This window comes from Lacipirellula sp. (assembly GCF_965279485.1).
GTDB lineage: Bacteria > Planctomycetota > Planctomycetia > Pirellulales > Lacipirellulaceae > Lacipirellula.
The window spans coordinates 5,096,997-5,117,500 of the sequence record NZ_CBDIIC010000002.1 but is presented as its reverse complement, the minus strand read 5'-3'; the positions used below and the strand labels follow the sequence as shown (position 1 = coordinate 5,117,500).

20 protein-coding genes and 1 tRNA gene (1 of these 21 only partly in view) are annotated in these 20,504 nt (G+C 63.3%); 11 read left to right on the top strand and 10 right to left on the bottom strand.

Annotation, left to right across the window (positions count from 1 at the left end):
- Positions 1 to 272, top strand: partial view of a phytanoyl-CoA dioxygenase family protein gene (locus ACQY7R_RS28030; RefSeq protein ID WP_428308828.1) — the 3' end only. It extends 592 nt beyond the left edge of the window; 272 of the gene's 864 nt are visible here — the last part of the coding sequence; the start codon falls outside the window, past its left edge; it ends in the stop codon at positions 270 to 272.
- Between the two features lie 87 nt (positions 273 to 359).
- Here the strand turns inward: ACQY7R_RS28030 and ACQY7R_RS28025 are convergent.
- The 4 genes from ACQY7R_RS28025 to ACQY7R_RS28010 form a co-directional block, all read right to left on the bottom strand.
- A tRNA-Leu gene (locus ACQY7R_RS28025) sits at positions 360 to 443 on the bottom strand.
- 142 nt (positions 444 to 585) lie between these two features.
- Complete coding sequence (locus ACQY7R_RS28020; protein ID WP_428308827.1) at positions 586 to 927, bottom strand: rhodanese-like domain-containing protein; 342 nt, start codon at positions 925 to 927, stop codon at positions 586 to 588.
- Positions 928 to 1,042: 115 nt separating this feature from the next.
- Positions 1,043 to 2,263: a glycosyltransferase gene (locus ACQY7R_RS28015; protein WP_428308826.1), complete on the bottom strand. Its 1,221-nt coding sequence runs from the start codon at positions 2,261 to 2,263 to the stop codon at positions 1,043 to 1,045.
- A gap of 273 nt (positions 2,264 to 2,536) precedes the next feature.
- Positions 2,537 to 3,643: a TIGR03009 domain-containing protein gene (locus tag ACQY7R_RS28010; protein ID WP_428308825.1), complete on the bottom strand. Its 1,107-nt coding sequence runs from the start codon at positions 3,641 to 3,643 to the stop codon at positions 2,537 to 2,539.
- A gap of 250 nt (positions 3,644 to 3,893) precedes the next feature.
- Between ACQY7R_RS28010 and ACQY7R_RS28005 the strand changes: the two genes are divergently transcribed.
- From ACQY7R_RS28005 to ACQY7R_RS27995, 3 genes are all read left to right on the top strand, one after another.
- The gene (locus ACQY7R_RS28005; RefSeq protein ID WP_428308824.1) at positions 3,894 to 4,775 is read left to right on the top strand and encodes a hypothetical protein; all 882 of its coding nucleotides are present in this window, start codon (positions 3,894 to 3,896) and stop codon (positions 4,773 to 4,775) included.
- A gap of 84 nt (positions 4,776 to 4,859) precedes the next feature.
- On the top strand, positions 4,860 to 5,777 hold the full coding sequence (locus ACQY7R_RS28000) for a hypothetical protein (protein WP_428308823.1): 918 nt from the start codon (positions 4,860 to 4,862) through the stop codon (positions 5,775 to 5,777).
- A gap of 27 nt (positions 5,778 to 5,804) precedes the next feature.
- Positions 5,805 to 6,686: a dockerin type I domain-containing protein gene (locus ACQY7R_RS27995; RefSeq protein ID WP_428308822.1), complete on the top strand. Its 882-nt coding sequence runs from the start codon at positions 5,805 to 5,807 to the stop codon at positions 6,684 to 6,686.
- Here ACQY7R_RS27995 and ACQY7R_RS27990 read toward each other — a convergent pair.
- Positions 6,633 to 8,177 carry a serine/threonine-protein kinase gene (locus ACQY7R_RS27990; RefSeq protein ID WP_428308821.1) on the bottom strand — a complete coding sequence of 515 codons (1,545 nt, stop codon included), beginning with the start codon at positions 8,175 to 8,177 and terminating at the stop codon, positions 6,633 to 6,635. The two genes, ACQY7R_RS27995 and ACQY7R_RS27990, sit on opposite strands and share 54 nt — an antisense overlap.
- Before the next feature lie 225 nt (positions 8,178 to 8,402).
- On the opposite strand from ACQY7R_RS27990, the gene ACQY7R_RS27985 reads away from it, so the two are divergent.
- From ACQY7R_RS27985 to ACQY7R_RS27975, 3 genes are all read left to right on the top strand, one after another.
- Positions 8,403 to 8,720, top strand: a complete 318-nt coding sequence (locus ACQY7R_RS27985; RefSeq protein WP_428308820.1) for a hypothetical protein — start codon at positions 8,403 to 8,405, stop codon at positions 8,718 to 8,720.
- Between the two features lie 175 nt (positions 8,721 to 8,895).
- Complete coding sequence (locus ACQY7R_RS27980) at positions 8,896 to 9,783, top strand: hypothetical protein (protein WP_428308819.1); 888 nt, start codon at positions 8,896 to 8,898, stop codon at positions 9,781 to 9,783.
- A 160-nt stretch (positions 9,784 to 9,943) separates the two neighbouring features.
- Positions 9,944 to 10,822: a transposase gene (locus tag ACQY7R_RS27975; RefSeq protein ID WP_428303583.1), complete on the top strand. Its 879-nt coding sequence runs from the start codon at positions 9,944 to 9,946 to the stop codon at positions 10,820 to 10,822.
- Between the two features lie 141 nt (positions 10,823 to 10,963).
- Here ACQY7R_RS27975 and ACQY7R_RS27970 read toward each other — a convergent pair whose 3' ends face one another.
- Positions 10,964 to 11,509, bottom strand: a complete 546-nt coding sequence (locus tag ACQY7R_RS27970) for a cysteine hydrolase family protein (RefSeq protein ID WP_428308818.1) — start codon at positions 11,507 to 11,509, stop codon at positions 10,964 to 10,966.
- Between the two features lie 325 nt (positions 11,510 to 11,834).
- Between ACQY7R_RS27970 and ACQY7R_RS27965 the strand changes: the two genes are divergently transcribed.
- The 3 genes from ACQY7R_RS27965 (at position 11,835) to ACQY7R_RS27955 (ending at position 14,975) form a co-directional block, all read left to right on the top strand.
- On the top strand, positions 11,835 to 12,929 hold the full coding sequence (locus ACQY7R_RS27965; RefSeq protein WP_428308817.1) for a hypothetical protein: 1,095 nt from the start codon (positions 11,835 to 11,837) through the stop codon (positions 12,927 to 12,929).
- A gap of 413 nt (positions 12,930 to 13,342) precedes the next feature.
- Entirely contained in the window at positions 13,343 to 14,395 is a 1,053-nt protein-coding gene (locus ACQY7R_RS27960) for a hypothetical protein (protein ID WP_428308816.1), read from the top strand.
- 151 nt (positions 14,396 to 14,546) lie between these two features.
- Complete coding sequence (locus ACQY7R_RS27955; RefSeq protein WP_428308815.1) at positions 14,547 to 14,975, top strand: hypothetical protein; 429 nt, start codon at positions 14,547 to 14,549, stop codon at positions 14,973 to 14,975.
- A 96-nt stretch (positions 14,976 to 15,071) separates the two neighbouring features.
- Here ACQY7R_RS27955 and ACQY7R_RS27950 read toward each other — a convergent pair whose 3' ends face one another.
- From ACQY7R_RS27950 to ACQY7R_RS27935, 4 genes are all read right to left on the bottom strand, one after another.
- A complete protein-coding gene (locus ACQY7R_RS27950; protein ID WP_428308814.1) occupies positions 15,072 to 16,190 on the bottom strand; it encodes a DSD1 family PLP-dependent enzyme in 1,119 nt (372 codons plus the stop codon).
- Positions 16,191 to 16,415: 225 nt separating this feature from the next.
- Entirely contained in the window at positions 16,416 to 16,946 is a 531-nt protein-coding gene (locus ACQY7R_RS27945; RefSeq protein WP_428308813.1) for a DinB family protein, read from the bottom strand.
- 480 nt (positions 16,947 to 17,426) lie between these two features.
- Positions 17,427 to 18,005, bottom strand: coding sequence for a hypothetical protein (locus ACQY7R_RS27940; protein WP_428308812.1), 579 nt, complete (start codon positions 18,003 to 18,005; stop codon positions 17,427 to 17,429).
- 238 nt (positions 18,006 to 18,243) lie between these two features.
- On the bottom strand, positions 18,244 to 19,368 hold the full coding sequence (locus tag ACQY7R_RS27935) for a hypothetical protein (protein ID WP_428308811.1): 1,125 nt from the start codon (positions 19,366 to 19,368) through the stop codon (positions 18,244 to 18,246).
- 594 nt (positions 19,369 to 19,962) lie between these two features.
- Here ACQY7R_RS27935 and ACQY7R_RS27930 point away from each other — a divergent pair.
- Positions 19,963 to 20,451 (top strand): hypothetical protein, encoded by a 489-nt coding sequence (locus tag ACQY7R_RS27930; protein ID WP_428308810.1) that lies wholly within the window; start codon positions 19,963 to 19,965, stop codon positions 20,449 to 20,451.
- The last annotated feature ends 53 nt before the right edge of the window (positions 20,452 to 20,504 follow it).

Here is a 20,504-nt window from a genome sequence, read left to right as displayed (position 1 = left end):
TGGACGCGATTCTCACCGTGCTCACGCCGGAGCAGCGGGCTCAGTTCAACCCCGTCCCGTGCGAACTGAAGGCGGGGGAGGCGGTTTTCCATCACCCGCTCATGCTCCACGGCAGCTACGAGAACCGTAGCCCACGGCCGCGGCGAGCCGTGGTGATCAACCTATTCCGCGACGGAACGCTGTCTGATGCCGACGAACCGCTGCTCAAGGGAGTCGATGCGATTCCCCGCGGGGAGAAGATGAGCGGAAGATTCTTCCCGCTGCTGTCGTAAGCCAGGCTTTTCTGCCTGAAGGACGCCAAGATACGTTGCGTCCTGGGAGAGTCCGATCAGGCGAGAATGCCTGATCGAAAGCTAAAGTACCGGAGAGAGGACTTGAACCTCCACGCCCTTGCGGGCACATGGACCTGAACCATGCGCGTCTGCCAATTCCGCCACTCCGGCGAGCTACGGTCAGATAACAATCGCAGACCGAGCCGTTTAATTCAAGGGGGGCTGCGTAGGGTTCAGCGTCCGGGGTTCAGGGTTCAGAAAATTCGATTCTTTCCCCGCATTTTCTGAGCCCCGAACCCTTCCACCTAACCCCTTAGTACCGCGCCATCCCGGGTTCGACGTCGGTCGCCCACTGATCGATTCCGCCCGCCATCGATTGGGCTCGCGTAAATCCTTGCTCGCGGAGCCAATTGGCAACTCGCAAGCTGCGGCCCCCCTTATGGCAATGAATGACGACGCGGCGATCTTCGTTCCCCGCCAATTCGCCGACGCGCTCCGCGAGCGTGCTCATCGGCAGCAATTGTGCCCCCTCGATGGCGGCGATCTCGTACTCGTTCGGCTCGCGGCAATCGATGAACAGGAAGTCTGCGCTCGCATCGCGGAGGGCCTTCACCTCGGGGACAGAGATTTCGATCGGTTCGTTCGCGGCAGACATGGCGGGCCAATGCGGGGTGGCGGTGAATGGACGCACGACTAGCCCCCCATCTTTCGCAGCGCCGCCAGCAAATGGCAAGGGGCTGCGATCAGGGTTTGCCGCGAGAAATTGGCGATTAGCGGCCTAAAACCTGGTCGTAAACTCGGGCCACGTTGGCCGCCATCGCTTCGGCCGAGAAGTACTCGGCATGGCGCGCTTGCGCGTTGCGGCTCAGTGCCGGATAGTCGATCAGCCCCGACGCCAATTCGTCGATCGCCGCCGCTAGCGAAGCCGCGTCGCCAGGTTGCACGAGCAAGCCGTCTTGGCGATCGACGACCGCCTCGGGAACGCCTTCAACGTCGCTCGCGATCACCGGCAAGCCGGCAGCCATCGCTTCGAGCACGACCATCGGCAATCCTTCGCCGAACAGGCTCGGAAGCACGAGAGCGTCGATCTTCGCCAATTCAGCCGAGACGTTCGTTACGAACCCGGTCCAGTCGATGGCGTCATCAAGGCCGAGTCGCGTGGCGAGGCTGCGGACCTCGGCCTCGTAGGCTGGCGTTTCGAACGGCCCGATGGCGCGGAGTCGGACGTTGCTGCCGCTTCGGCGGGCCAACTTGAGGGCCTCGAGCAGTATTTCGACGCCTTTCCGCGGACGGAAAAGCGCCGTCATGCCGAGCGTCCAGCTCTTCGGCGCCTGCGCGCGAGGCGATGCGTCGATGGTCGGCACGCCGTTGGGAACGCAGATCACGTGACTCGCCAGAAACCCTTGTTCGATCATGTAGCGTCGCACGCTCGGCGAGACGGCGATCAGGCGCGCGGCGCGGTGGGCCGAGTGCCGCTCAAGCCAAGCATTGGCCATGTTGCGGAACCAACGCGTGGAATCGCGACCCGCGGGGCTGTGGACGTGGTAAATCAGCGGCACCTTCGCGAGGCGCGCAGCCTGGTCGGCGACCATCAACGACCGCGGCGTGTGGGCGTGGATGAGCGCAAAGCCTTCGTCGCGAATCAGCGCGGCTAACTTGCGGCCGCAGCTGAAATCGAGCCGACTCCGCATCGGCATCGGGTAAAGGGCCGCATCGCGAAATTTGCGAACCTCGGGAAAACGATTCGGCTTCACGCAGGCAAAGCCAACTTCATAGCCGCAGTCGGGCAGGTAGCCTGCGAGCAAGTCTTGCACGCGCTCGGCGCCAGAGTAGTGCTCGCCGTTGATCACATGGAGCACGCGGACCAGTCGTGGCGGGGCGACTGCTTCGACCGCGTCGACGTCGAGAACCGCTGGCTCGAACGGGCGACAAAGCTCGTCGTCGGCGCCGGTGGTGAGAGGTAACAAAGCGACCGGCGTGGCGTCGGACATGGGGCGAGACCTGGACCTGCGAAGGAGCGGCCCAGACTGACCGGACCATAGTGCAAGCCTATGTCACGCCGCTCGGTGAGGCGGCGACGGTTGCGGCGGTTGGCGCGAGCGGATTGCCGAAGCGGCTGGTTGTAACGGTGGCGCCGGCGACGAGGCGCGTCGCCGCATTGCTAGCCCCGGGCTTCGCTCGGGGGTCGCGTCACGCACCGCAACGCTTAGCGGAATAGCAAGCCACCCCCGGGCGGAGCCCGGGGCTAGAGCGGGAGCAATCCTCTACCGCTTCAGTTCCAGCGTCCCATTCGGATTGGCGGCTTGAGGCGCGGCACCGCCGGGAGCGGCAGTGCCGTCTTCGTTCACGACCCGCGTCCAGCCAAACGGCACCCGCGGGGCGGTGAAGAGGGACGGAAACCAATCGCCAAGCCCCGTCTCGTTCACCTTCGGCGCCGTGAACATGTAGGCGTGACGTTGTTTGCCGCCTGGCAGCTTCACTTGAATCGCCTTCGGCTGCATCGTCTTGCGGTCGAGCATCACGTCGACCATGTCGTAGTTCAGGGCGTCGGCCGGCCAGCGCGGATGGGCTTCCAGCCAGATCATGCTGGGGTCCGAGGCCCGCTGACGGATCCAGTAACGATCCATCAACTTCTTGGCTTCGGCGCCGAATAGGAACGGCAGCGGGCCGTCAACGATCTTCGTGCCACGCATCTCTTCCGGAATGCTGGTTACCTTGAGTTGCTTGTCGCGGTGGCTGTATTCGTAGACAGCTTTGCCGTCGCAGACCCAGTGCTCGCCGATTTCGTCTGGCTTCGGAGCCCAAGTGCCAGGCGCATTCACATCGGTGCTTTGCGGATCGTTCTTGCCCCACCGGCTGATCGAGTCGATCTTGAAGCTTCCCTTGTCGGGCTTCGAGAACGACAGCGTTCCCTTCGCCTTGATCATCGGGATATCGGCGCCGGGGCCGAACACAGCATCATATTCCCAGCGCTCGAACGAGGAATTGAACGTCTTCACGTCGGCGCTCGACTTCTCCCACATGTCGAGAATGCGGAAGACTTCAGCCTTCTCAAGTTCCGTCAGGATAAACGGGGGGCCGGGCGGCAGGTTCATCGGTGCGCCATTCGGCGCTGTGGCGACGGGTGCGCCGCCATTCGGCCCGGCAACAGGCGCTCCCAGGACGCCGCCCACCTGAGCGCCAGGTTGCCCGACGCCGACGGCCGCTACTTGGTTGATCGTTCCCGCCGGTTGCTGCATCGGCGCGCCGACGACTCCCGGCTGGCCGCCGTTGACGGGAGTTCCCGGATACTGCTGCCCTTGCGCGACGCCTACCGGGGCCGCTAGCGAAAGGGTCAACGTCGTTCCGAGGAAAAATCGGCGGAGTGTCATCGCGCTGGTCTCGCGGTGAGGCAATGGCGGAGGGGCGGCCACTCTTCATGGCCGAAATGGGCGCGGAGAATAACAACCTCGCCCCAACGCCGCGAGGGCAGCTTTCACCGAAATCGCAGCGCCGGCTGGAGGTGCGGCGAGTGCTATCGCCCCGCGGCGGCTCTCCGGCGTATCTTGCCTACGTCAGATTGCTTACGCATTCATTCAACTATGCGCCATTTTTCGCGGCATGCCGGCGGCGACTGAAAAGATGCTCGAAGAACTTCGCTGGAGAACGAGCCCCGCGGCAACGGCCCTCTACCTCGCCGCGTGCCGCGCCGATAGCGTCGCGGCCGCCGACGGCGCACTAGCCGCAGCGATCGCAGCGCCAGCGGACGCGCTGATCGCCGAAATCGACGCCATAGGCCTCCCCCGCACCGAATTGCTGGCGGAAATGACCTCGCTGGCTGCGGAGATCGACAACAACCGCGAACTCGTCGCACGCGCCGCGGCTCGTTTGCACGCCGCGCCGCTTCCTTCCCCGGCAGCGACACGCATCGCTGGCGCCGTTGGGGAGTTAGAAGCCGCGCTCGGGCGCGCTCAGCCGAATCTCGCTGAAGAACTCGCCGCGCGAGTGCGGCCGCTGCGGGAACAGTGGGAAGCCCGCGGGCCCGGGATGCTGCGGGAAATCGGCCGGCTGACCGACGAGGCAATCGTGCCGAGCGCCGCCGAGATTGTCATCGTGTTGCCGTACGCCGGCGGGCGCGGCGTCGCTCATCCGCGGCAGAATCGGCTGACGCTTGAGGGGGTACTCGTTCATCCACACCCACAGTTGCCGGAACCGCTGCGGATCGCGTGGCTACTTGCTCAACTCAACGCCGATCTGCCGCGCTACGCAGATGTACTGCCGCCTGGGCGCTCCCTCTTCGCAGTTGCCGTAGCGATGACGCCGGCGACGCTAGCGGCGGCTGAAGAAGTTGAGCTAGCAACGTGTGACGAACCGGCGCTCGCGTCGGCCTTCGAGGCGTGGGGACTTAGCAGCGAACTGCGGAACGACGCGCCGCAGCGCGTCTTCGGCTGGTGGCAGGCTTGGCTCGATCGGACGGCGACGTGGCCCGTGGCTGTCGCGGCGCTGGAACGCTTGCTGGCGTAGGCTGACCTTGACCCGGTGCCGTGCGGCGTCGATCATCCCGGCCCAAACCCGACCGCTACGTCCACGCCGTTTGCGAGCCATTCGATGCATCACCGTCACCTGCTTGTCGTTCCGCTGCTGATTGCAGCGTTCGCCGTCCCCACGGTGGCCGAGCCGGCGCCCCCCGTCGCGCCAGTTGCTCCCACCGCCACGGGCGCCGTCGTACGCTTCCGCCAGGCGCCAGCGATTGCTGGCGATCGCGTGACGCAAACGCTCAACGTCGACCTCGGTCTAACAACCACGATCACTCAGTCGGGGCAAACGGCCCACGAAAGCCAGAACCGCATGCGGCGCGAGCAGCAGCGGACGATCGAGGTGCTCGAAGTCGCCGATGGCCGCGCCGCGAAGGCCAAGGCGACGTTCGGCGTGAGCCGCCGGCAGTCGCCCGAAGGCGCGAAGCCCGAAGAACTCGTCACGCAGCCTATTGAAGGAAAGTCGTACCTGATGGTGCGCGCGGGCGATCGCGTGACGATCACCGACCTCAAGGGCGCCGCGCCGCCGGATGAAGAGGCGCGCCTGGTCGCCGAATCGCTCGAAAACGTCGGCAAACCGAACCCATTCGCCAGCTTACTCATCGAACGCCATATCACGGTCGGCCAGCGGATTCTCGTACCGCGCGACGTGGTGCAGTCGCTTCTCGGCTTCGACGGTCCGATCGGCACGGTCCACCGCTTCGAGTTGACGCTGCAGAACGTCGAACCCGCCACCGCCGATCGTCCCTCGCCCGTCGCTCATTTCAAGGCGGCGATCGAAGTGCGCCCCAATGGGGAATCGCCGCTGTCGATCGTCCTCAATGGCGAGATGGAGGTAGAGACGGAAACCTGCCGCCTCACGGCCGTGAAGATGGTCGGCCCGGTGCAACTGTCGAGCATCGAGCGGACCGCCGGCGGCATTTTTCAATACTCTGCCGGCGGGGAACTGCATCTCGCCATCCGCAGCGAGTACGACGCTCGCGTGCGCTAAACGGATTCTGACGCCGAGTTGCCAAGCATGAACGCCGCTCCCCTACACTCGATTCCCCTGCGTTGGTTCGGCGTTGCGATCGTCAGCGTGGCGGCGCTCGCCGTGCAGGCACAGGGAGCCTCGATCACGCTCGCCTCGGCGGAAATGGGGCCGGCCGGGCAAGTGAGCGGTACGCCGATCAACGCGAGCAAGTACATTGGTTGGCGGTTTCGCGTCACGAAGACCATGGCTGTGACGGAAGTCGGCGGGCATGTCGGCGGCCTTAACGGGGAACTATTTGCTGCGATCGTCTCGCTAACCGCGCTCGACGCGCTGCCGCAAGGAGCGCCGTTCGCCGACGGCACCGTCAAGGCGAGCACGACCTTCTTGCCGCCAGCACCGACCGCGGAATTTCACGCTCCGCTCGCCGTCACGCTGCAAGCGGGAACCTACGCGCTCGTCATTGGTTCCGGCAAGTTTGGAGCCACCGGCAACGGCGTCGCGTCTTCGGTACAGCAGCCGAACATCTTGCCGACGACGCAAGCTTCCTACATCTTCTGGGAGCAATCGGTGCCGAATGTGTTCAATTGGACCGTCGGCTCGGCGAACAACCTGCGATTCATCGTGACGGGCGCGGAGCTCACAAGTCCAGCAGACTTCAATCTCGACGGCACGGTCAACGCGCTCGACCTGCCCGTTTGGAAGGCTGGCTTCGGCAACCCTGCTCCAGCAGGTACCGCCAACGGCGACGCGAATGCTGACGGGAAGGTTGATGGCGCTGATTTCCTCGTCTGGCAGCAGGCGGCCGCCGCCAGCGCCGCCGTACCGACGGCGAGCACTGTTCCCGAACCTGCAGCCGGGAAGATGGGTGCCGCTTTACTTAGCGTCGGCTTCGCTGCTCGCCGGCGAACTAGCGTCGGCTGCGGCTGAATCAGCCGCGGCGGCAGACGACTCCGCAGCGCGGTGTTGCCGCTCCTGCTTCTGCACGCGGAGGTAACTCCAGCCGACAGAGCCGATGATGATCGCCACGGTCGCCACCAAGTAGCCGACGAACAGCGACACCACCAACGTGCGATTGTGCCGCGACCAACGATAGAGCCGCTCGCTGAGGCGATCGCGGTGGGCTCGCACCGGTTCGTCGCCGAGCCAACGCTCGATGTCGTCCGACAAGGCGCGGGCCGAGACGTACCGCCGCTCCGGAGCCAGATCGAGGGCTTTCATGCAAATCGACGCGAGCGGCCGCGGCAGCCACGGCGCCTGGCTCAGCACGGGGATCACGCGGCCATGCTCGGCCTTCGCGATCATGACGCCCAGATCATCGTCGTCGGCATGCGGCAGCCGGCCCGTCAGCATGTGGTAGAGCGTCGCCCCTAGACTGTAGATGTCGGTCGCCGGGCCGAGTTCGTCGTTCCGGCCCGCCGCCTGCTCGGGACTCATATAAGCCGGCGTGCCGATCGTCATGCCGACTTGCGTCGACGTGGCGCCCCCTTCGCTCACCGGCTGGCGGACCATCCGGGTGGTCAGCGCGACATCTTCGTCGGAGCCGATCACCTTGGCGAGCCCCCAGTCGACGACGAGCGTTTCCCCATACTTGCCAACCATGATGTTCGACGGCTTGAGGTCGCGGTGAATGACCCCCTTACTGTGGGCATAGTCGACCGCGTTGCAGACGTCGACGAACCGCTGCAACAGCTTGCGGATTTCGGACATGCGCTCGTTCAGCTTGCCGCCGACCTCGGTGACGTGGAACCGTTCGAGCACTTCCAGCAAACTCTCACCGCGAATCAACCGCATCGCGTAGTAAGGGCGGCCGGTCGCGTCAGCGCCAACGGCGTAAATTGGGACGATGCCAGGATGCTCGAGCCGGCCCGTGATGCGGGCTTCGAGCAGAAAACGGGCCCGCGAGCTTTCGTCGTCGGCCCACTGCGATTTGATTTGCTTGAGCGCCACCGTGCGATCGATCTCGTGATCGCGGGCGAGGAAAACGACGCCGAGGCCCCCCTGGGCGTGGACTTGCAGAACGTCGAATCGCTCGCCAGGCGTGAGCGTCGCGGGTGAGGCGCCGGGCGCCGCACGGGAGGTCGGCGAGGCAGCGCGCGTTTCGAATCCCACGTCGGTCGCGAGCGCCACATCGGAGGCAGGCCCCGCCAACAGCCGGCGGACGCCGGGAGGGAGCTCGCGCAACCGCGAGGTGCGGGGATCGACGGCCGTGTCGGTCGCGCTGGCCGCCAGGAGGTTTTCAGCTTCCTCCCGCTGCTGCGGCGTGAGGGCGCCCCGCGCGACGAGCACGGCGAGGAGCGGTTGCTCGTTTTTGCCGATCCACTCGACGACCGCCCCCTCAATATCCTGGTCCGACATCCAGCCCCGCTGTTTGACGAGCAGGCAGAGCAGCAGATCGCGGCTGGAAATCGAGGGGGACATGCGTCCGTTGTACCAAGCTGCCGAGCAAGCCGCCAATTGCCCCGGCTAGCGTTCCGGCCGCTTGTAGTCGGCTGCGATGGCGTCGGCCGATTCGATCGGAAGAAACGGCGTAACATCTCCCGCCGCCCGCCGCTATTATCCGCGGCAGACGGCTGCGGCCGCTGCGGGAGAGATTGCTCTCCGCACTTTCACAAGACGTTCACCATTTGCCGGAAGAGAGAAACCATGTCACGAACCATTCACACTGCCGTCGCCCTCGCCTTGATGGTCGGCGGTTCGATCGTTGCCGCCCCGCAAGCGTCCGCGAGCACCGGCTGCTGCTTGCCGCCCGTAAAAGTCACGCTCTGCGTCGATGATCCGTGCGATCCTTGCCCGGCCTTCCCCGTGACGGTTTGCGTGCCAGGTGGATGCGACGAGACGCCATGCGTCAGCTGGCGGAACGGCGCATTCGGTCGCCGCGTCGCCACTTACACTTGGCGTTCTACCGGCCACCAGGTCGAGGTCGTCGTCACGCGTCGCGGCGAGGTAATCGTTCGCGACTAGCGGTCGACGAACTGGCCGATTGGCCCCACGAGCGTCACGCCAGCGGAGCAAGATTTGCGCGTTCCGTCGCTCGCTTCGCGAAACACGCAAACTTTACCGAGAGCCTTTGCGAACGCTCGGGAGTCATCGATATACTCCCGGGCGTGAGGGGCTTTTCTGGAAAAGGAGGCGTTCCATGACGCGCTTGCTCGGATGGCTGTTGGCGTGCGGCGGAGTGCTGGCGGTTCTGCTCGCTGAGCCAGCGACGGCTCAAACGGTTTCGACGGAGCACTACCGCTTCCTACCGAAGCTGAGCGTATTGAACCAACATGGCGGGTTCGGCGGCTTCGACGTCGATCACCGCGTGATGGGGACGTTCGACTTTGAAGTCGAGATCGGACCGACAGACGTCTGGCCGACCGCGTACGTCGCGAAGTTCTCGGACGTCAACGCCTGGGCGAGCCACCCGATTCTCGCCTACGTGTTGCCGCTGAATCAGACGCTTAACCTTGAAGGATTAGTCGGCCACAAAGTTCCGGTGAGGGCGCCGATCGATATCTATCGATTTGACGGAACGACCGGCGACGGCTCAAGCGTTGAGTTGTATGCCGCGCAGATTGGGCCGTGGCTTCACTTGAAGGCAACGACCGCCGCCCCGCCGAACAGCGCCGACTTTTTTGAGTACGAGTTGAAAGCGGTCGCGCGCCGGACGCCGTTCGCCGACTTCGACGGCAACTCAAGCGTCGACAACGCCGACCTCGCCAAGTGGGCGAGCCGCTTCGGCCTCAAGACCTCGGTCGGGGATGCGCTCGCTCAGGGCGATGCGAATGGTGACGGCGTCACGGATGGCGCCGACTTTTTGGCATGGCAGCGGCAAGCGGGCGAAGTCGTGCCGACGGCGGAGAGTCTCGATGCGCTCGTCACGGCGGCGCTCGCAACGGCGAATGGTGCGACGCAAAGTTCACTTGCCGCCGTGCCGGAGCCGGCAACGTTCGCGCTGCTCAGCCTCGCGGTTGCCGCTCTCTCTAGCCCCGGGCTCCGCCCGGGGGTCGCTCGCCACTCACGTACGCATCGCCTCGCGTGAGACGACCGCAAGAGAGACGCCCTCCAGGTGTAATTTCGGCCACAATGAATGTTGTGGCTCCCTCCCCCTTGAGAGGATTATGCAACTGCTAGCAGCGTCTTGAAAAGAAGGAGTCCGCGTTCCACCTTGTCGGTAGCAAACCCCTGACAAGGAGAGTTTTATGGAACGCGAACTCTGGCTGGCACTTTACCTATTAGCGCGCGGATTGGACAAGCGTTGGGGAAGTTGGAAGTACTCGACGGCGGAGATTGTGGCGGTTTACTTCTGGGCGGTGGTGCACGATCGGCCGACGAGTTGGGCGGCGTGTGCCGAGGAGTGGCCGGCTGATCTGCGGCTCGATCCACTGCCGCCGCAGAGCACGCTCAGTCGACGACTGAAGCAGGCGGACGCCGTGGAGTTGTTGACGGCGGTAGAGCAGCAACTGCTGATCTTAATTGGTTTAGGGCGGCAGTGGATCCACATCATCGACGGCAAGGCCTTGGCGGTCAGTCCGATCAGTCAGGACCGGGACGCCGCCTGGGGTCGCGGCGCGAAGGGGAAGCAGAAAGGTTACAAGCTGCACGCCGTGTGGAATGGAGGGCCGTTGTTTACGACGTGGTCGCTCGCTCCGATGAACGTGAGCGAGAAGACCGTCGCGCGTCAGTTGTTCGAATCACTGCCAGGCGGCGGTTATCTGCTGGGAGATACGCAGTACGACGCGAACGGGCTCTACGATGCGGCGGCGCAAGCCGGGTTTCAACTCGTCGCCAAGAAGACGCCCAGTCGCGGTCGCAACGGCCTCGGCCATCGTCGCCAAAGCCCGAGCCGCCTGCGATCGATCGAACTGTTGGCCACGCCGTTCGGCCGCGAGCTCTATCGCGAGCGTGGCGCCATCGAGCGACAGTTCGGCGTCTTGGCAAGCACCGGAGGAGTCTTAGCCCCGCTGCCAGCCTGGGTGCGACGCTTCCACCGAGTCCGACATTGGGTGCAAGCCAAATTCATTCTCAACGGCCTCCGGTGGATCAAAATCCGGCAACCGGAACTGCTGGCACTTGCATAATCCTCCTTGAGGGGAGGGCTGGGGAGGGGGTGGAACGCTTGTACCCGCATCTTTCACCCCTCCCTAACCCTCCCCCTCAAGGGGAGGGGATCTCAGGATTCAATTTTTCGGGAGCCTAGCGAAACCGCACGAGGCGAGTAGCTACTTCCAATCCTTCAGCGCCAGCACCTTCGCATACGCGAACCCCAGCGCACTCATCGACGCCGCATGAACATCGGCGGCCGTCACCCGACGGCCGTCGAATTCCTGCTCGCGAGTCGCACAAGCGTCGTGGATCACCTCCACTTGGTAGCCGAGATCCGCGGCCGCACGCGTTCCCCCTTGGATGCACATGTGGCTCATGGCTCCGGCGATCACAAGTTGCTTCACGCCGAGCGCTCGTAGCTGTGCTTCGAGATCCGTCTCGCGGAACGAATTCACGTACTGCTTCGTGATGACCGTCTCGCCCGGCAGCGGCTTGACGCTCTCGTGAATGGCCGCCCCTGCGCTGCCTGGGCGGAAGAACGGGGCGGCGGGCGAGGCAAACTCGTGGCGGATGTGGATCAGCGGCTGGCCGGAACTGCGAAAGCGATCGAGCAGTTCCGCAGCCTTCGCGCTCGCCTCGCCGATGCGGTCGAGCTCGTACGCCCCGCCCGGGTAGTAGTCGTTTTGCAAGTCGATCAGCAGCAAAGCTTGGGCGGAATTCATTGAAGGCTCGCAATTTGGGCGTCGGGGAACGGTCTCGCACGGACCGTCATCGCAACTCAATCGACAAACTTTACCAATCCCCACGCTGATTGCCACCTGTCGCCGCCCTAGTCGGGGGCATTCGCTCTCTGCGGCTGATCGACTTTACCGCCTCGGCAAAGCCCGCCGATCGGCTGAAGCCTGCCGATGGCGCCAGTCGTGCCCAGCGATCGGAGAATCCCGCGGATAGCGCCCGGCCGCCGTCGATGAATGCGACAGTCGCGCTCGATTTAGCTGGCAGGACGCCGGTGTCGCAGATGCGATTGCTCACACGGAGGTCGGGCAGATGAAGGCGGGATTACAAATCATTGGCGTTTCGTCGCTAGCGATGGCGACGAGCGTCGCCGCGGCGGCGACGCCGCTGGAGACGGCGCTACACAATCCCGAGTCGATCGACTCGGCGGCGTCGACGGAAGCATCGCAATCGTCGATGATCATCTATGATCGCGCCGTTTCGGAAACGGCTTACAGCGCTGAGTGCACCGACGGCTGTGACAACGGCTGCGGCGACTTGTGCGGCTCGCTCTGTGCTCCGACGTGGAAAGTCCGCGCCGGCGCCGCGATTCTCAACCGCAACCGGCCTGACGGCGTCTCGCTCGTCCGCCCGCTCGGCGGGCTGATCGACATCTCGACTGGCAACGACTTCGATATGGGCTACGCCGGCGGTCCGGACGTCTCGATCGAACGTCGCCTCGGCAACGGCCCGAACAGCATCGAAGCCCGCTTCCTCGGCGGACTCGAGTGGAACTCGCTCCACCAGTACGGTGCGATGGGCGATATCCAAATCGGCCCGATCAACATTCCGCTGACGCTCGACGTCAACGCGAACTACCAATCGAAGCTGAACAGCACGGAAATCAACTGGCGCCACCAACGCTCGGATCGCGTCACGTGGCTGGCTGGTTTCCGCATCATTGAGCTGCACGAAGAGCTCGCCTACGACGTTGACTTCATCGTCCCGAATCTGACGGGCGTGAACTGGAACACCGACAACCACCTGTACGGCACGCAAGTCGGCGCCGATCTCGCCCTGTGGCGGCTCAACGCTCCGCTGTCGATTAACGGTTTGTTCAAGGCCGGCATCTACGGTAACGACGCAGATAACGACTTCACGTTTGACGTGCTCGGCAACCCGCTGATCGACGGCGGCGCCAACAGCAATCCGGTGGCTTTCGTGGGCGAAATCGGCCTGACGACGGCCTACCAAGTGACGCCGCACTTCGCTCTCCGCGGCGGTTATCAGCTGCTGTGGGTCAGCGGCGTCGCGTTGGCGGCCGAACAGGCTCAGCTGACGCTCAACTCGCTGAACCAGAACGTCATCGACACCAAGGGCGACGTGTTCTATCACGGCGCCTTGGTCGGCGGCGAGTTCACTTGGTGATCTTGAACAGTTGCGAACGGTGAGCCCGTCTCGTCCCCGACCACGTATTCGGGGGCGAGACGTTTGGAAATATGTGAGTTAGTCGACCGTTCGTACGGAGACATCGAGGGCCTTCGGCAATTCTTTGCCGAAGGCCCTTTTTCTTTGCTTGGAGTGAAAGTGCGCCGCTCTCGTTGATTTCACTGCGAAAGCTGAGTGAAATCGCGCAGGCCTTCGGCGGTGGTTAAGTGCAGCGGTTGCGGGCGTCGACACTAGTGACTGACATGCCACTGGCGACGGTTGTGACGCCACTGCTCGCATGTCCCCTGTACGATCGCGCAAATGCGACGGCAGCGGCCACGAGTGTTCCCACCACGATCGCCGACGCCGCTTCCATTCCAGGCGTTGGCTTCTCGGCTCGAAAGGCGGAATCGATGTCGAAGCTGTTGCGCGCCATGGCTGTTGGCTACTTTGGTTTGACGGCCGGAACAACGCTGGCTGCTGAGCGCCGCACGGGCGACTCGATCGCCGACGGCATCGAGTTGACCTCGGCTTGCGATTCGATCGCGAGCGACGAATGCTGCAGCGGCGTCGGTTGCGGCGAGGACGTCTCACTCGACCTCGGCTGCGGCTGCCCCAGCTTGTGGACCGTGCGGGCGGGCGCCGTGATTATGAAACGCGAACGCCCGAATGCGGGAGTGCTGGCAGAGAGCGATCCGGGCAACGACCCGATTTCCAACACCGCCGACTTCGCGTTCGACTGGACCGGCGGTCCCGACGTCTCGATCGTCCGCCGCACCGCGAACGGCAATGCGTGGGAGCTCCGCTACTTCGGCATTTTGGATGCCGAAGCGAACCGCGACTACGGCGATCCGGGCAACTTCAGAATCAATCCGTTCGGATTCAATACGTCGAACTCGCTGACAGCGAACTATCTGTCGACGGTCCACAGCACCGAATTGAACTGGCTGCACCCGGTCTCGCAGCGCGTTACTTGGCTGGCGGGCTTCCGCTGGGTGGAGCTAAACGATCACCTCACCTACACGGTCGGCTATCCCAGTCCGACGGTGATCGACCAGAACTACAACATGCACAACCACCTGTACGGCGCCCAGACCGGGGCCGACGTGGCGTTGTGGAACCGCGGCGGGCCGCTGACAGTGAACGGCATCGTGAAAGCTGGCCTCTACGGCAACAGCGCCGACAGCAGTATCTATTCGATCAACCAAGACAACGAGGTAAACAGCGACGGCGGGGCCACGTCAAGCCACGCGGCGTTCGTGGGCGATCTGAGCTTCGTCGCCTCGTACCAGGTCACGCCTCACTTCGCATTGCGCGGCGGCTACCAGCTGCTGTGGCTCGACGGCGTCGCGCTCGCGAGCAACACGGCGCTGCTTGGCAAGAAAGAGACGAGCAAAAACGTGATCGATACAGATGGCAGCTTGTTCTACAACGGCGCGCTCGTGGGCGCCGAGTTCACTTGGTGAACGGCGCCCACGGCGCTCAGTCGCTGGGGAGTCTTCAGTTAGCGGCCGTCAAATTCTTTTCAAGGAGTAACGAGTCGACTACACTCAGCGAGATCGCGGCGCGACGTTGCGCTGGGGAGGATTCGAGTAACTCGATGGAGTGAGGTGGGCCATGGCAAAGAAAAAAGCTACGAAAAAGAAAGCGGCGCCGAAGAAGGCGGCTGCTAAGAAGGCCGTCAAAGCGGTGAAGAAGAAGGGCGCCAAGAAGCAAGCCAAGAGCGCGAAGCCCGCTGCGGCCAAGGCGGCTCCGGCCCCCGCGCCGAAGAAAGCCGTGAAGAAGCCGAGCGCGAAGGCGACCAATCCGCCGAGCAAGAAGGCCGCCAAGCGACCGACCGTCGGCAAGGGCGTGCCCGACGTCGCGGTGCCGGCCGTGGAGAAGAAGGTCGTTACGAAGAACGCTTCGGTCGGCAAGCGGAAGACGGCTCGCGTGCCGGTGCGAACCGGAGCGGCAGGCGGCCGTCCGGGCGGCGGCGGGACGGCTGAACTGACGCCGGCGAGCGATACGGCGGCGCAACGCGGCCGCGGGCGGAAGCGGACTTAATCGGTGACGATTGTCGATTATGCAGTCGACTATCAATCGGCGCGCTTGGCCCTCGGTTTGAAGAACCGCGGGCTAAACGCGCTGTTGCGTAAATACTTACCACGCGCAGCCGCGGGCCGTGACAGGCCAGATCGCTTCGACGCGATCGCCGCGGTAGCAGATCAGTTGATCGTGCATGTTCACCGTCGGATCGCAGTGGCCGGGGATCAGCTTCAACTTCTCACCCAGCTCGTAGTCGCGGGCGCCGTTCAGCTGAATGACGCCATGCTCGTCGGAGATGTTCGAGTAGACGGCGCTCGTCTGCTCGGCGAGGAGCGGCAAGCCTGAGTCGATGCTCGATGACTTGAGGCCCGCGTCGACCACCGCTCGCACGCCCGGCACGCGACTCATCACCGTGGTCCACACGAAGAGGCTATTCTTGAATCGCGGGAACGAGCTGTCGCTCCACTCGTTGGCACCGTAGTCGGCGTCCATGAAGACGTACGATCCGGCCTGCAGTTCGTTGTAGACGGAGCTTCCCGCCTCGAAGAGAAACGTCCCCGTGCCGGCGCCGGTGATTTTCGGGCACTCGATGCCGGCCGCTTGCAGGCAATCGCGAGTGAATGCGGCCAGCTCCGCCGCTTTTGCGATGACGGCGCGGCGTTCGTCGAGCGAGCGAACATGCTGCGCCGAACCATGGTACGCCTGCAGCCCCGCGAAGCGGAGTTGCGGCTGGACGCTGATTAGCTCGGCCAATCGGACGGCTTCAGCCCCGGGCTGTACGCCGCAGCGTTTGGCGCCGACGTCGATTTCCACGAGCACGTCGAGCGTACCGTTGCCGGCGGCGCTCATCGCATCGGCGAGGGCGGTGATTTGTTGCTCATCGTCGACGCAGATCGAAAGCTTTGAACGCTGCGCCAGTGCGGCAACGCGAGCGACCTTCGTCGGGCCGACGACTTCGTTCGAAATGAGCACGTCCTCGACGCCGCCGTCGACGAGGGCTTCGGCCTCGCTCACCTTTTGACAACAGACGCCGACGGCGCCGTGGGCGATTTGAGCCAACGCTATCGTCGGGCACTTGTGAGTCTTCGCGTGGGCGCGAAGTTGGACGCCGAAGCCGGCGATCGCTTCCTGCATTTGCCGCAAGTTCGCTTCGAACGCATCGAGATCGACGAGCAGCGCCGGCGTGTCGACGGCGGAGAGAGGCATGCCAACGGCGGCGGGTGCGTGAGACATCAACGGCTTACGGATTGCTGGGCGATCATGCCGCGTGGAAGCAATGGAAGACATGGATACGGTGCTCACCAACCAATAAGGAAAACGTGTTCGTCAGGCGACGCTGGTAGGCGAGTGTAATTGAGCTGTTTCGTTTGCAGCAGGCGGCGGAGTCCTTCATCCGGGAGATTGCGCAGAATTGACTGAGGCGGGTAGCAAAAAAGGTGGCTTTGTGCGGCCGTTCGACTACTTGATGAGGCCTGGGCGAATGGGTCGCGACGGGAGTTTTACCGCAGGCAGACCGGCTGCGCGGCGCCAGATGCTGATCTGGCCGATGTGGAGCGACTCGTGATGGAGCAGCAGGTCGGGGAGCATGAACTCGACGGTCGGATATTGTTTGGCCCAACGCTCAAGCGTAGGCGACCGCTGGAAATCTTCCGGCTTCGCGGCGAGGAGGGCTTGAGCAACTTCCTCGTGCCCCGCGGCGAAGCGATCGACCATCGCCCGCTTGCTGCCATAGGGGGCGAGCTCATCAAGCGGCCCATGGCCAGCGAAACCAAACAGCGGATCGTCCTTCGGATCGACGACCGGTTCCCCCTTGAGCAACTGGATGATCACCGGGTGATATGCGGCGATGTGGCCGACGATCCACGCCGGATGATTCATCCGCCCCTGCGGCCGGAGGACGAATTGCTCGTCGGTGAGGTCGTCGAGCAGGGCGAGGGCGTAGCCGAGTTGGTTGTCCCAGGCGTAGATGATGGAGGCGGGGGTGAACATGGCGGTCAGAGGGTTCAGGGTTCAGGGTTCAGGGTTCAGGGTTCAGGGTTCAGGCGGATGGTATGTCGTGTCGTGTCGCATCGTGATAAAGAGAAAATCGTATTTTAGGCGACACTACGCAACTCGTTTTACGGTAGCGACTTAAGTCGAAATCCGACGCGACATTAGCAGTAAAAGGCGACACCAAGCGGTCGATGCGACACGAAAACGAGAAACGCTGGCTGCAGCCCTATGCCGACAGGATGCACGCGGCGTTTAGCTGATTCGCTCGTCGCTTATCGATTGGCGCGCAGCGGCGGCCAGAGCGCAACATAGCAGATTAGGCCAGGCGCGAGGCGGGGCTATTTTCGGCCACCCCGCCGTGGAGGGTGGCGACGTTGAAGGGGTCGGGAACCTTTTGCCACTGGCGAGATTGCCTTGAGTAGAAAACCACCAGCGGCAAAAAGTCCCCGACCCCGTTTGGCGTGCCGACCGTATCGGCTAGCGGCGCCGATTGCGAACGATCCCGAAGGCCAGTGCAACCGCCATCAGCGTCGCGGCAGCCGGTTCAGGGATCGCAACGGCACTAAAGTTGAAAGAGACGCCGTCGCCGTCGGCGGGGGTGTGGTTGTACCCGCCGAGGAGCGCCAGGTTGCCGTTGAGGCTGTCGGCGAGTTTGAAGCTCGGGAAGTCCGACGATTTGAGGTGAAGCAATCCGCCGATGAAATCTTCGACGAACAACCGGTTGCCGAGCCACGCTTCGACGAGATCTGCGGTGACGGGCGTCAATGCCGGCGGGGCCGCTTGGATCGCTTCGTTGCCGGTAAGCGTGAGGTCGAGATTGAGCAGCCGCGCCGTCTTGGCCGTCGTATCAAGCTCGTAAGTAAACGTGCCGCCGATGCCGAAGTCGAGTTCGAACGGGCTCGGCGCGCCGCCGGGAATTCCGACCCAGGGGGAAGGTTTGTATTCGTACTGCCCGCCAGGGTTGATGCGGTAGGTCGTCTGCGTGACGGCGGCAGGGGCCAACGAGGCCGCGAGCGGAATGAACAAGATCGACGCGATGCAGCGAATGGCGTTCATCGGAAGCCTCCTCCTACAAATTGCTAGATCGAATCGTGCGGGGACGCAGAGGCGGACCACGCAGCCCGCTTCCGTCCCCGCTTGAGCAACATACACCGCTTCATTTCAATCGCTAACTGAGCCACTTAACTGTCGCTGGAGCCTACGCTCGAAATTACCCGACTATCTGCTTCGCCCCCCTGCCCGCTCAGCCCCCTGTCAACCAGAAGCTAAGCGGCACGCGATCTAATTCGGCCGATCAGCGACGGCGGTTGAGCACCGTCATGCTCAACAAGCACGACACGGCGATAACTGCCGACGTCGGCTCTGGCACGGGAACCAAGAGGAAGCCGAAAGACGAAACTCCAGGGATGATGCATTCGCCGACAATCCAACCTTGGTCATTGATCGAGTTCGCTCCGATCAGCGTGAATCCGCTGCCTGGTTCGATCAGGTCGTTGAGGTTGTATGCTTGGCCGCCATGCCACAGCGTAGCGACGCCGCCAGTTTTACCAACGACGACGCCGCTGCTGTTGATCGCAAACGGCTCTCCGTCGGTGTAGCCGGCGAGCAGCGGCAGGAGGCTGAAAGCGCTCGGGGTGTTCCAAACGACAGGTTGCCGCTGGAACGAGCCGTTGAGAACCCACCCCGCGACTTGGCCAAGGTCGTTGATCGCATTACCGGCCGAGCTCAATCCCAGATCAGGCAACTGCACCATCTCGCCTGGATCGGAAGCGTTATTGTTGTTGAGGTCGGTCCAGCGAAAGGCGCGATTGTTCTGATTGGGCGTTTCTGCAAATCCCGTGACCTGCCCGGCGTTGTTCAGCGCGAACGCTGCGGATTCGTTGCCTCCCAATGTTCCGATCAGCATTGGAACGCCGGCGTTCCATAACACTGCCGAGCGATCGGAAGCAGGTCCGGGGGCAGCCCAACCGGCGATTTGGGCAGAATTGTTGATCGACAAGGCGATGCTGAAATTGCCAATCGATGAGAGGGGGGCCGTGTGAATATCGTGGACGACCGAGCCGTCGTAGTAGGCGGCGTGCAGTTGGGTGCCTGCACCACTGCCAATGCTCCCCGCTATTTGGCCAAGTTCGTTAGCGCTGGCAGCGGCGCCGAGGTCCGTGGGGAAGGCGACGGCAGATGCACTCAGCCAATAATTCGACTGAGACTGCGGGTGGGAGTGTGAGCCGCCGATCGCCAATCCAGCGTTAGTAATGTCGCTGGCATTGCTATTTTGATAGCCCGGCAACGGGGCGAGCACCGTCAATTTGTACTGCGGCGGCGGCCCGGCGGCGTGGGCCCGTTGGCCGTCAGTGATTCCGAAATTTAGGCACAGCAGCGCTGCGCCGCTAATGAGAACTCCGAATTCTGACCGCATCATTAGGCATGCTCCGCGTTGAAAAGTTCGAAGTGCGTCGGCGTTGATGGCTTTCGTTGAACGCCAAGCAGTGCGGCTGCCGGCTTTCTGTCGAAATCGTAACCCATACGCTAACACGCAGGCCTGGGCGGGGCAACGACCGGGATGCTGGAATCGATTCGATTTGACATAAGAGGCTCTTTTAATTTGTCACGGGGATTTTTGATTGTTGTTGTTGGCGCGGAAGAGCTCGGGGGCCTTTGCCACTGGCGAGATTGCCTTGAGTGGAAAATCTCTAGTGGCAAAAGGCCCCCGACCCCGTTGGGTTAGCCCATCTTTGGCGGCCGGCCGCGCACCCCAGGCGTCGTCGGCAAACCGAGTTGCTGCTCCGTTGTTCACCGCCATGCTGGATGGCCGAATGGAACTCCGCGTGTCACGCAAGTTTGTGGGGGCTTCATGAACTACCGGCGCAAAGCTCGCTAGGCCGTGCGTGAGGCTAAGCGTTGCTTGCGGCGGCGCGGTTTGCCCCCGGTTTGAAGAACCGGGGGCTAAGCGGCGATTTCGCACTACGCGATGATTTTAGTTTACATTTGTGTATGCCGTCGTTATTTTCGCGACATGCGGCCGACGCTGGGCATCATGATCACGGCGACGACTTACGGAACGTGGCTGCGCGGGGATCGGCGCGGATGGATCGATGATGGAAAGCTGATGCCGCCCAGCCCTGGGCTTGAAGACGCCGATCGCGAACGGATGGAGCATCCGCCATTCGTGTTTGGGGCGGAGCAACTACTTGAGGTGGGCGATCTGATGGGGCGATCGCTCGTGACGCGGTTGGCGGCGCCGATCTTTGCATTACACGTCGGCTCGTGGCACTTTCATGTCGTGATCGGCGTGCAGCCGTGCGACGTGCCGGCAGCGGTAAAGTGCGGCAAGGATGCGGTGCGGTTTGGGTTACGGCCGAGCCGGCCGATTTGGACCGCGGGCTACGACAAGCGGTATTGTTTCGACGAGGCGTCATTGCGGGGTCGCATACGTTACGTCGAGCGCCATAACAAACGCGCCGGCCTCCCGCCGCGTCCGTGGCCATTTATTACCCCGCCCTGACGTCAGGAAGCGTTGTTTTAGCCCCCGGTTCTTCAAACCGGGGGGGCGCGGCG

Bases quoted from the DNA above. Each gene is read 5' to 3' on its own strand.
- ACQY7R_RS28020 (WP_428308827.1), bottom strand. From the start codon at position 927: ATGTCTGCCGCGAACGAACCGATCGAAATCTCTGTCCCCGAGGTGAAG.
- ACQY7R_RS28015 (WP_428308826.1), bottom strand. From the start codon at position 2,263: ATGTCCGACGCCACGCCGGTCGCTTTGTTACCTCTCACCACCGGCGCC.
- ACQY7R_RS28010 (WP_428308825.1), bottom strand. From the start codon at position 3,643: ATGACACTCCGCCGATTTTTCCTCGGAACGACGTTGACCCTTTCGCTA.
- ACQY7R_RS28005 (WP_428308824.1), top strand. From the start codon at position 3,894: ATGCTCGAAGAACTTCGCTGGAGAACGAGCCCCGCGGCAACGGCCCTC.
- ACQY7R_RS28000 (WP_428308823.1), top strand. From the start codon at position 4,860: ATGCATCACCGTCACCTGCTTGTCGTTCCGCTGCTGATTGCAGCGTTC.
- ACQY7R_RS27995 (WP_428308822.1), top strand. From the start codon at position 5,805: ATGAACGCCGCTCCCCTACACTCGATTCCCCTGCGTTGGTTCGGCGTT.
- ACQY7R_RS27990 (WP_428308821.1), bottom strand. From the start codon at position 8,177: ATGTCCCCCTCGATTTCCAGCCGCGATCTGCTGCTCTGCCTGCTCGTC.
- ACQY7R_RS27985 (WP_428308820.1), top strand. From the start codon at position 8,403: ATGTCACGAACCATTCACACTGCCGTCGCCCTCGCCTTGATGGTCGGC.
- ACQY7R_RS27980 (WP_428308819.1), top strand. From the start codon at position 8,896: ATGACGCGCTTGCTCGGATGGCTGTTGGCGTGCGGCGGAGTGCTGGCG.
- ACQY7R_RS27975 (WP_428303583.1), top strand. From the start codon at position 9,944: ATGGAACGCGAACTCTGGCTGGCACTTTACCTATTAGCGCGCGGATTG.
- ACQY7R_RS27970 (WP_428308818.1), bottom strand. From the start codon at position 11,509: ATGAATTCCGCCCAAGCTTTGCTGCTGATCGACTTGCAAAACGACTAC.
- ACQY7R_RS27965 (WP_428308817.1), top strand. From the start codon at position 11,835: ATGAAGGCGGGATTACAAATCATTGGCGTTTCGTCGCTAGCGATGGCG.
- ACQY7R_RS27960 (WP_428308816.1), top strand. From the start codon at position 13,343: ATGTCGAAGCTGTTGCGCGCCATGGCTGTTGGCTACTTTGGTTTGACG.
- ACQY7R_RS27955 (WP_428308815.1), top strand. From the start codon at position 14,547: ATGGCAAAGAAAAAAGCTACGAAAAAGAAAGCGGCGCCGAAGAAGGCG.
- ACQY7R_RS27950 (WP_428308814.1), bottom strand. From the start codon at position 16,190: ATGTCTCACGCACCCGCCGCCGTTGGCATGCCTCTCTCCGCCGTCGAC.
- ACQY7R_RS27945 (WP_428308813.1), bottom strand. From the start codon at position 16,946: ATGTTCACCCCCGCCTCCATCATCTACGCCTGGGACAACCAACTCGGC.
- ACQY7R_RS27940 (WP_428308812.1), bottom strand. From the start codon at position 18,005: ATGAACGCCATTCGCTGCATCGCGTCGATCTTGTTCATTCCGCTCGCG.
- ACQY7R_RS27935 (WP_428308811.1), bottom strand. From the start codon at position 19,368: ATGATGCGGTCAGAATTCGGAGTTCTCATTAGCGGCGCAGCGCTGCTG.
- ACQY7R_RS27930 (WP_428308810.1), top strand. From the start codon at position 19,963: ATGCGGCCGACGCTGGGCATCATGATCACGGCGACGACTTACGGAACG.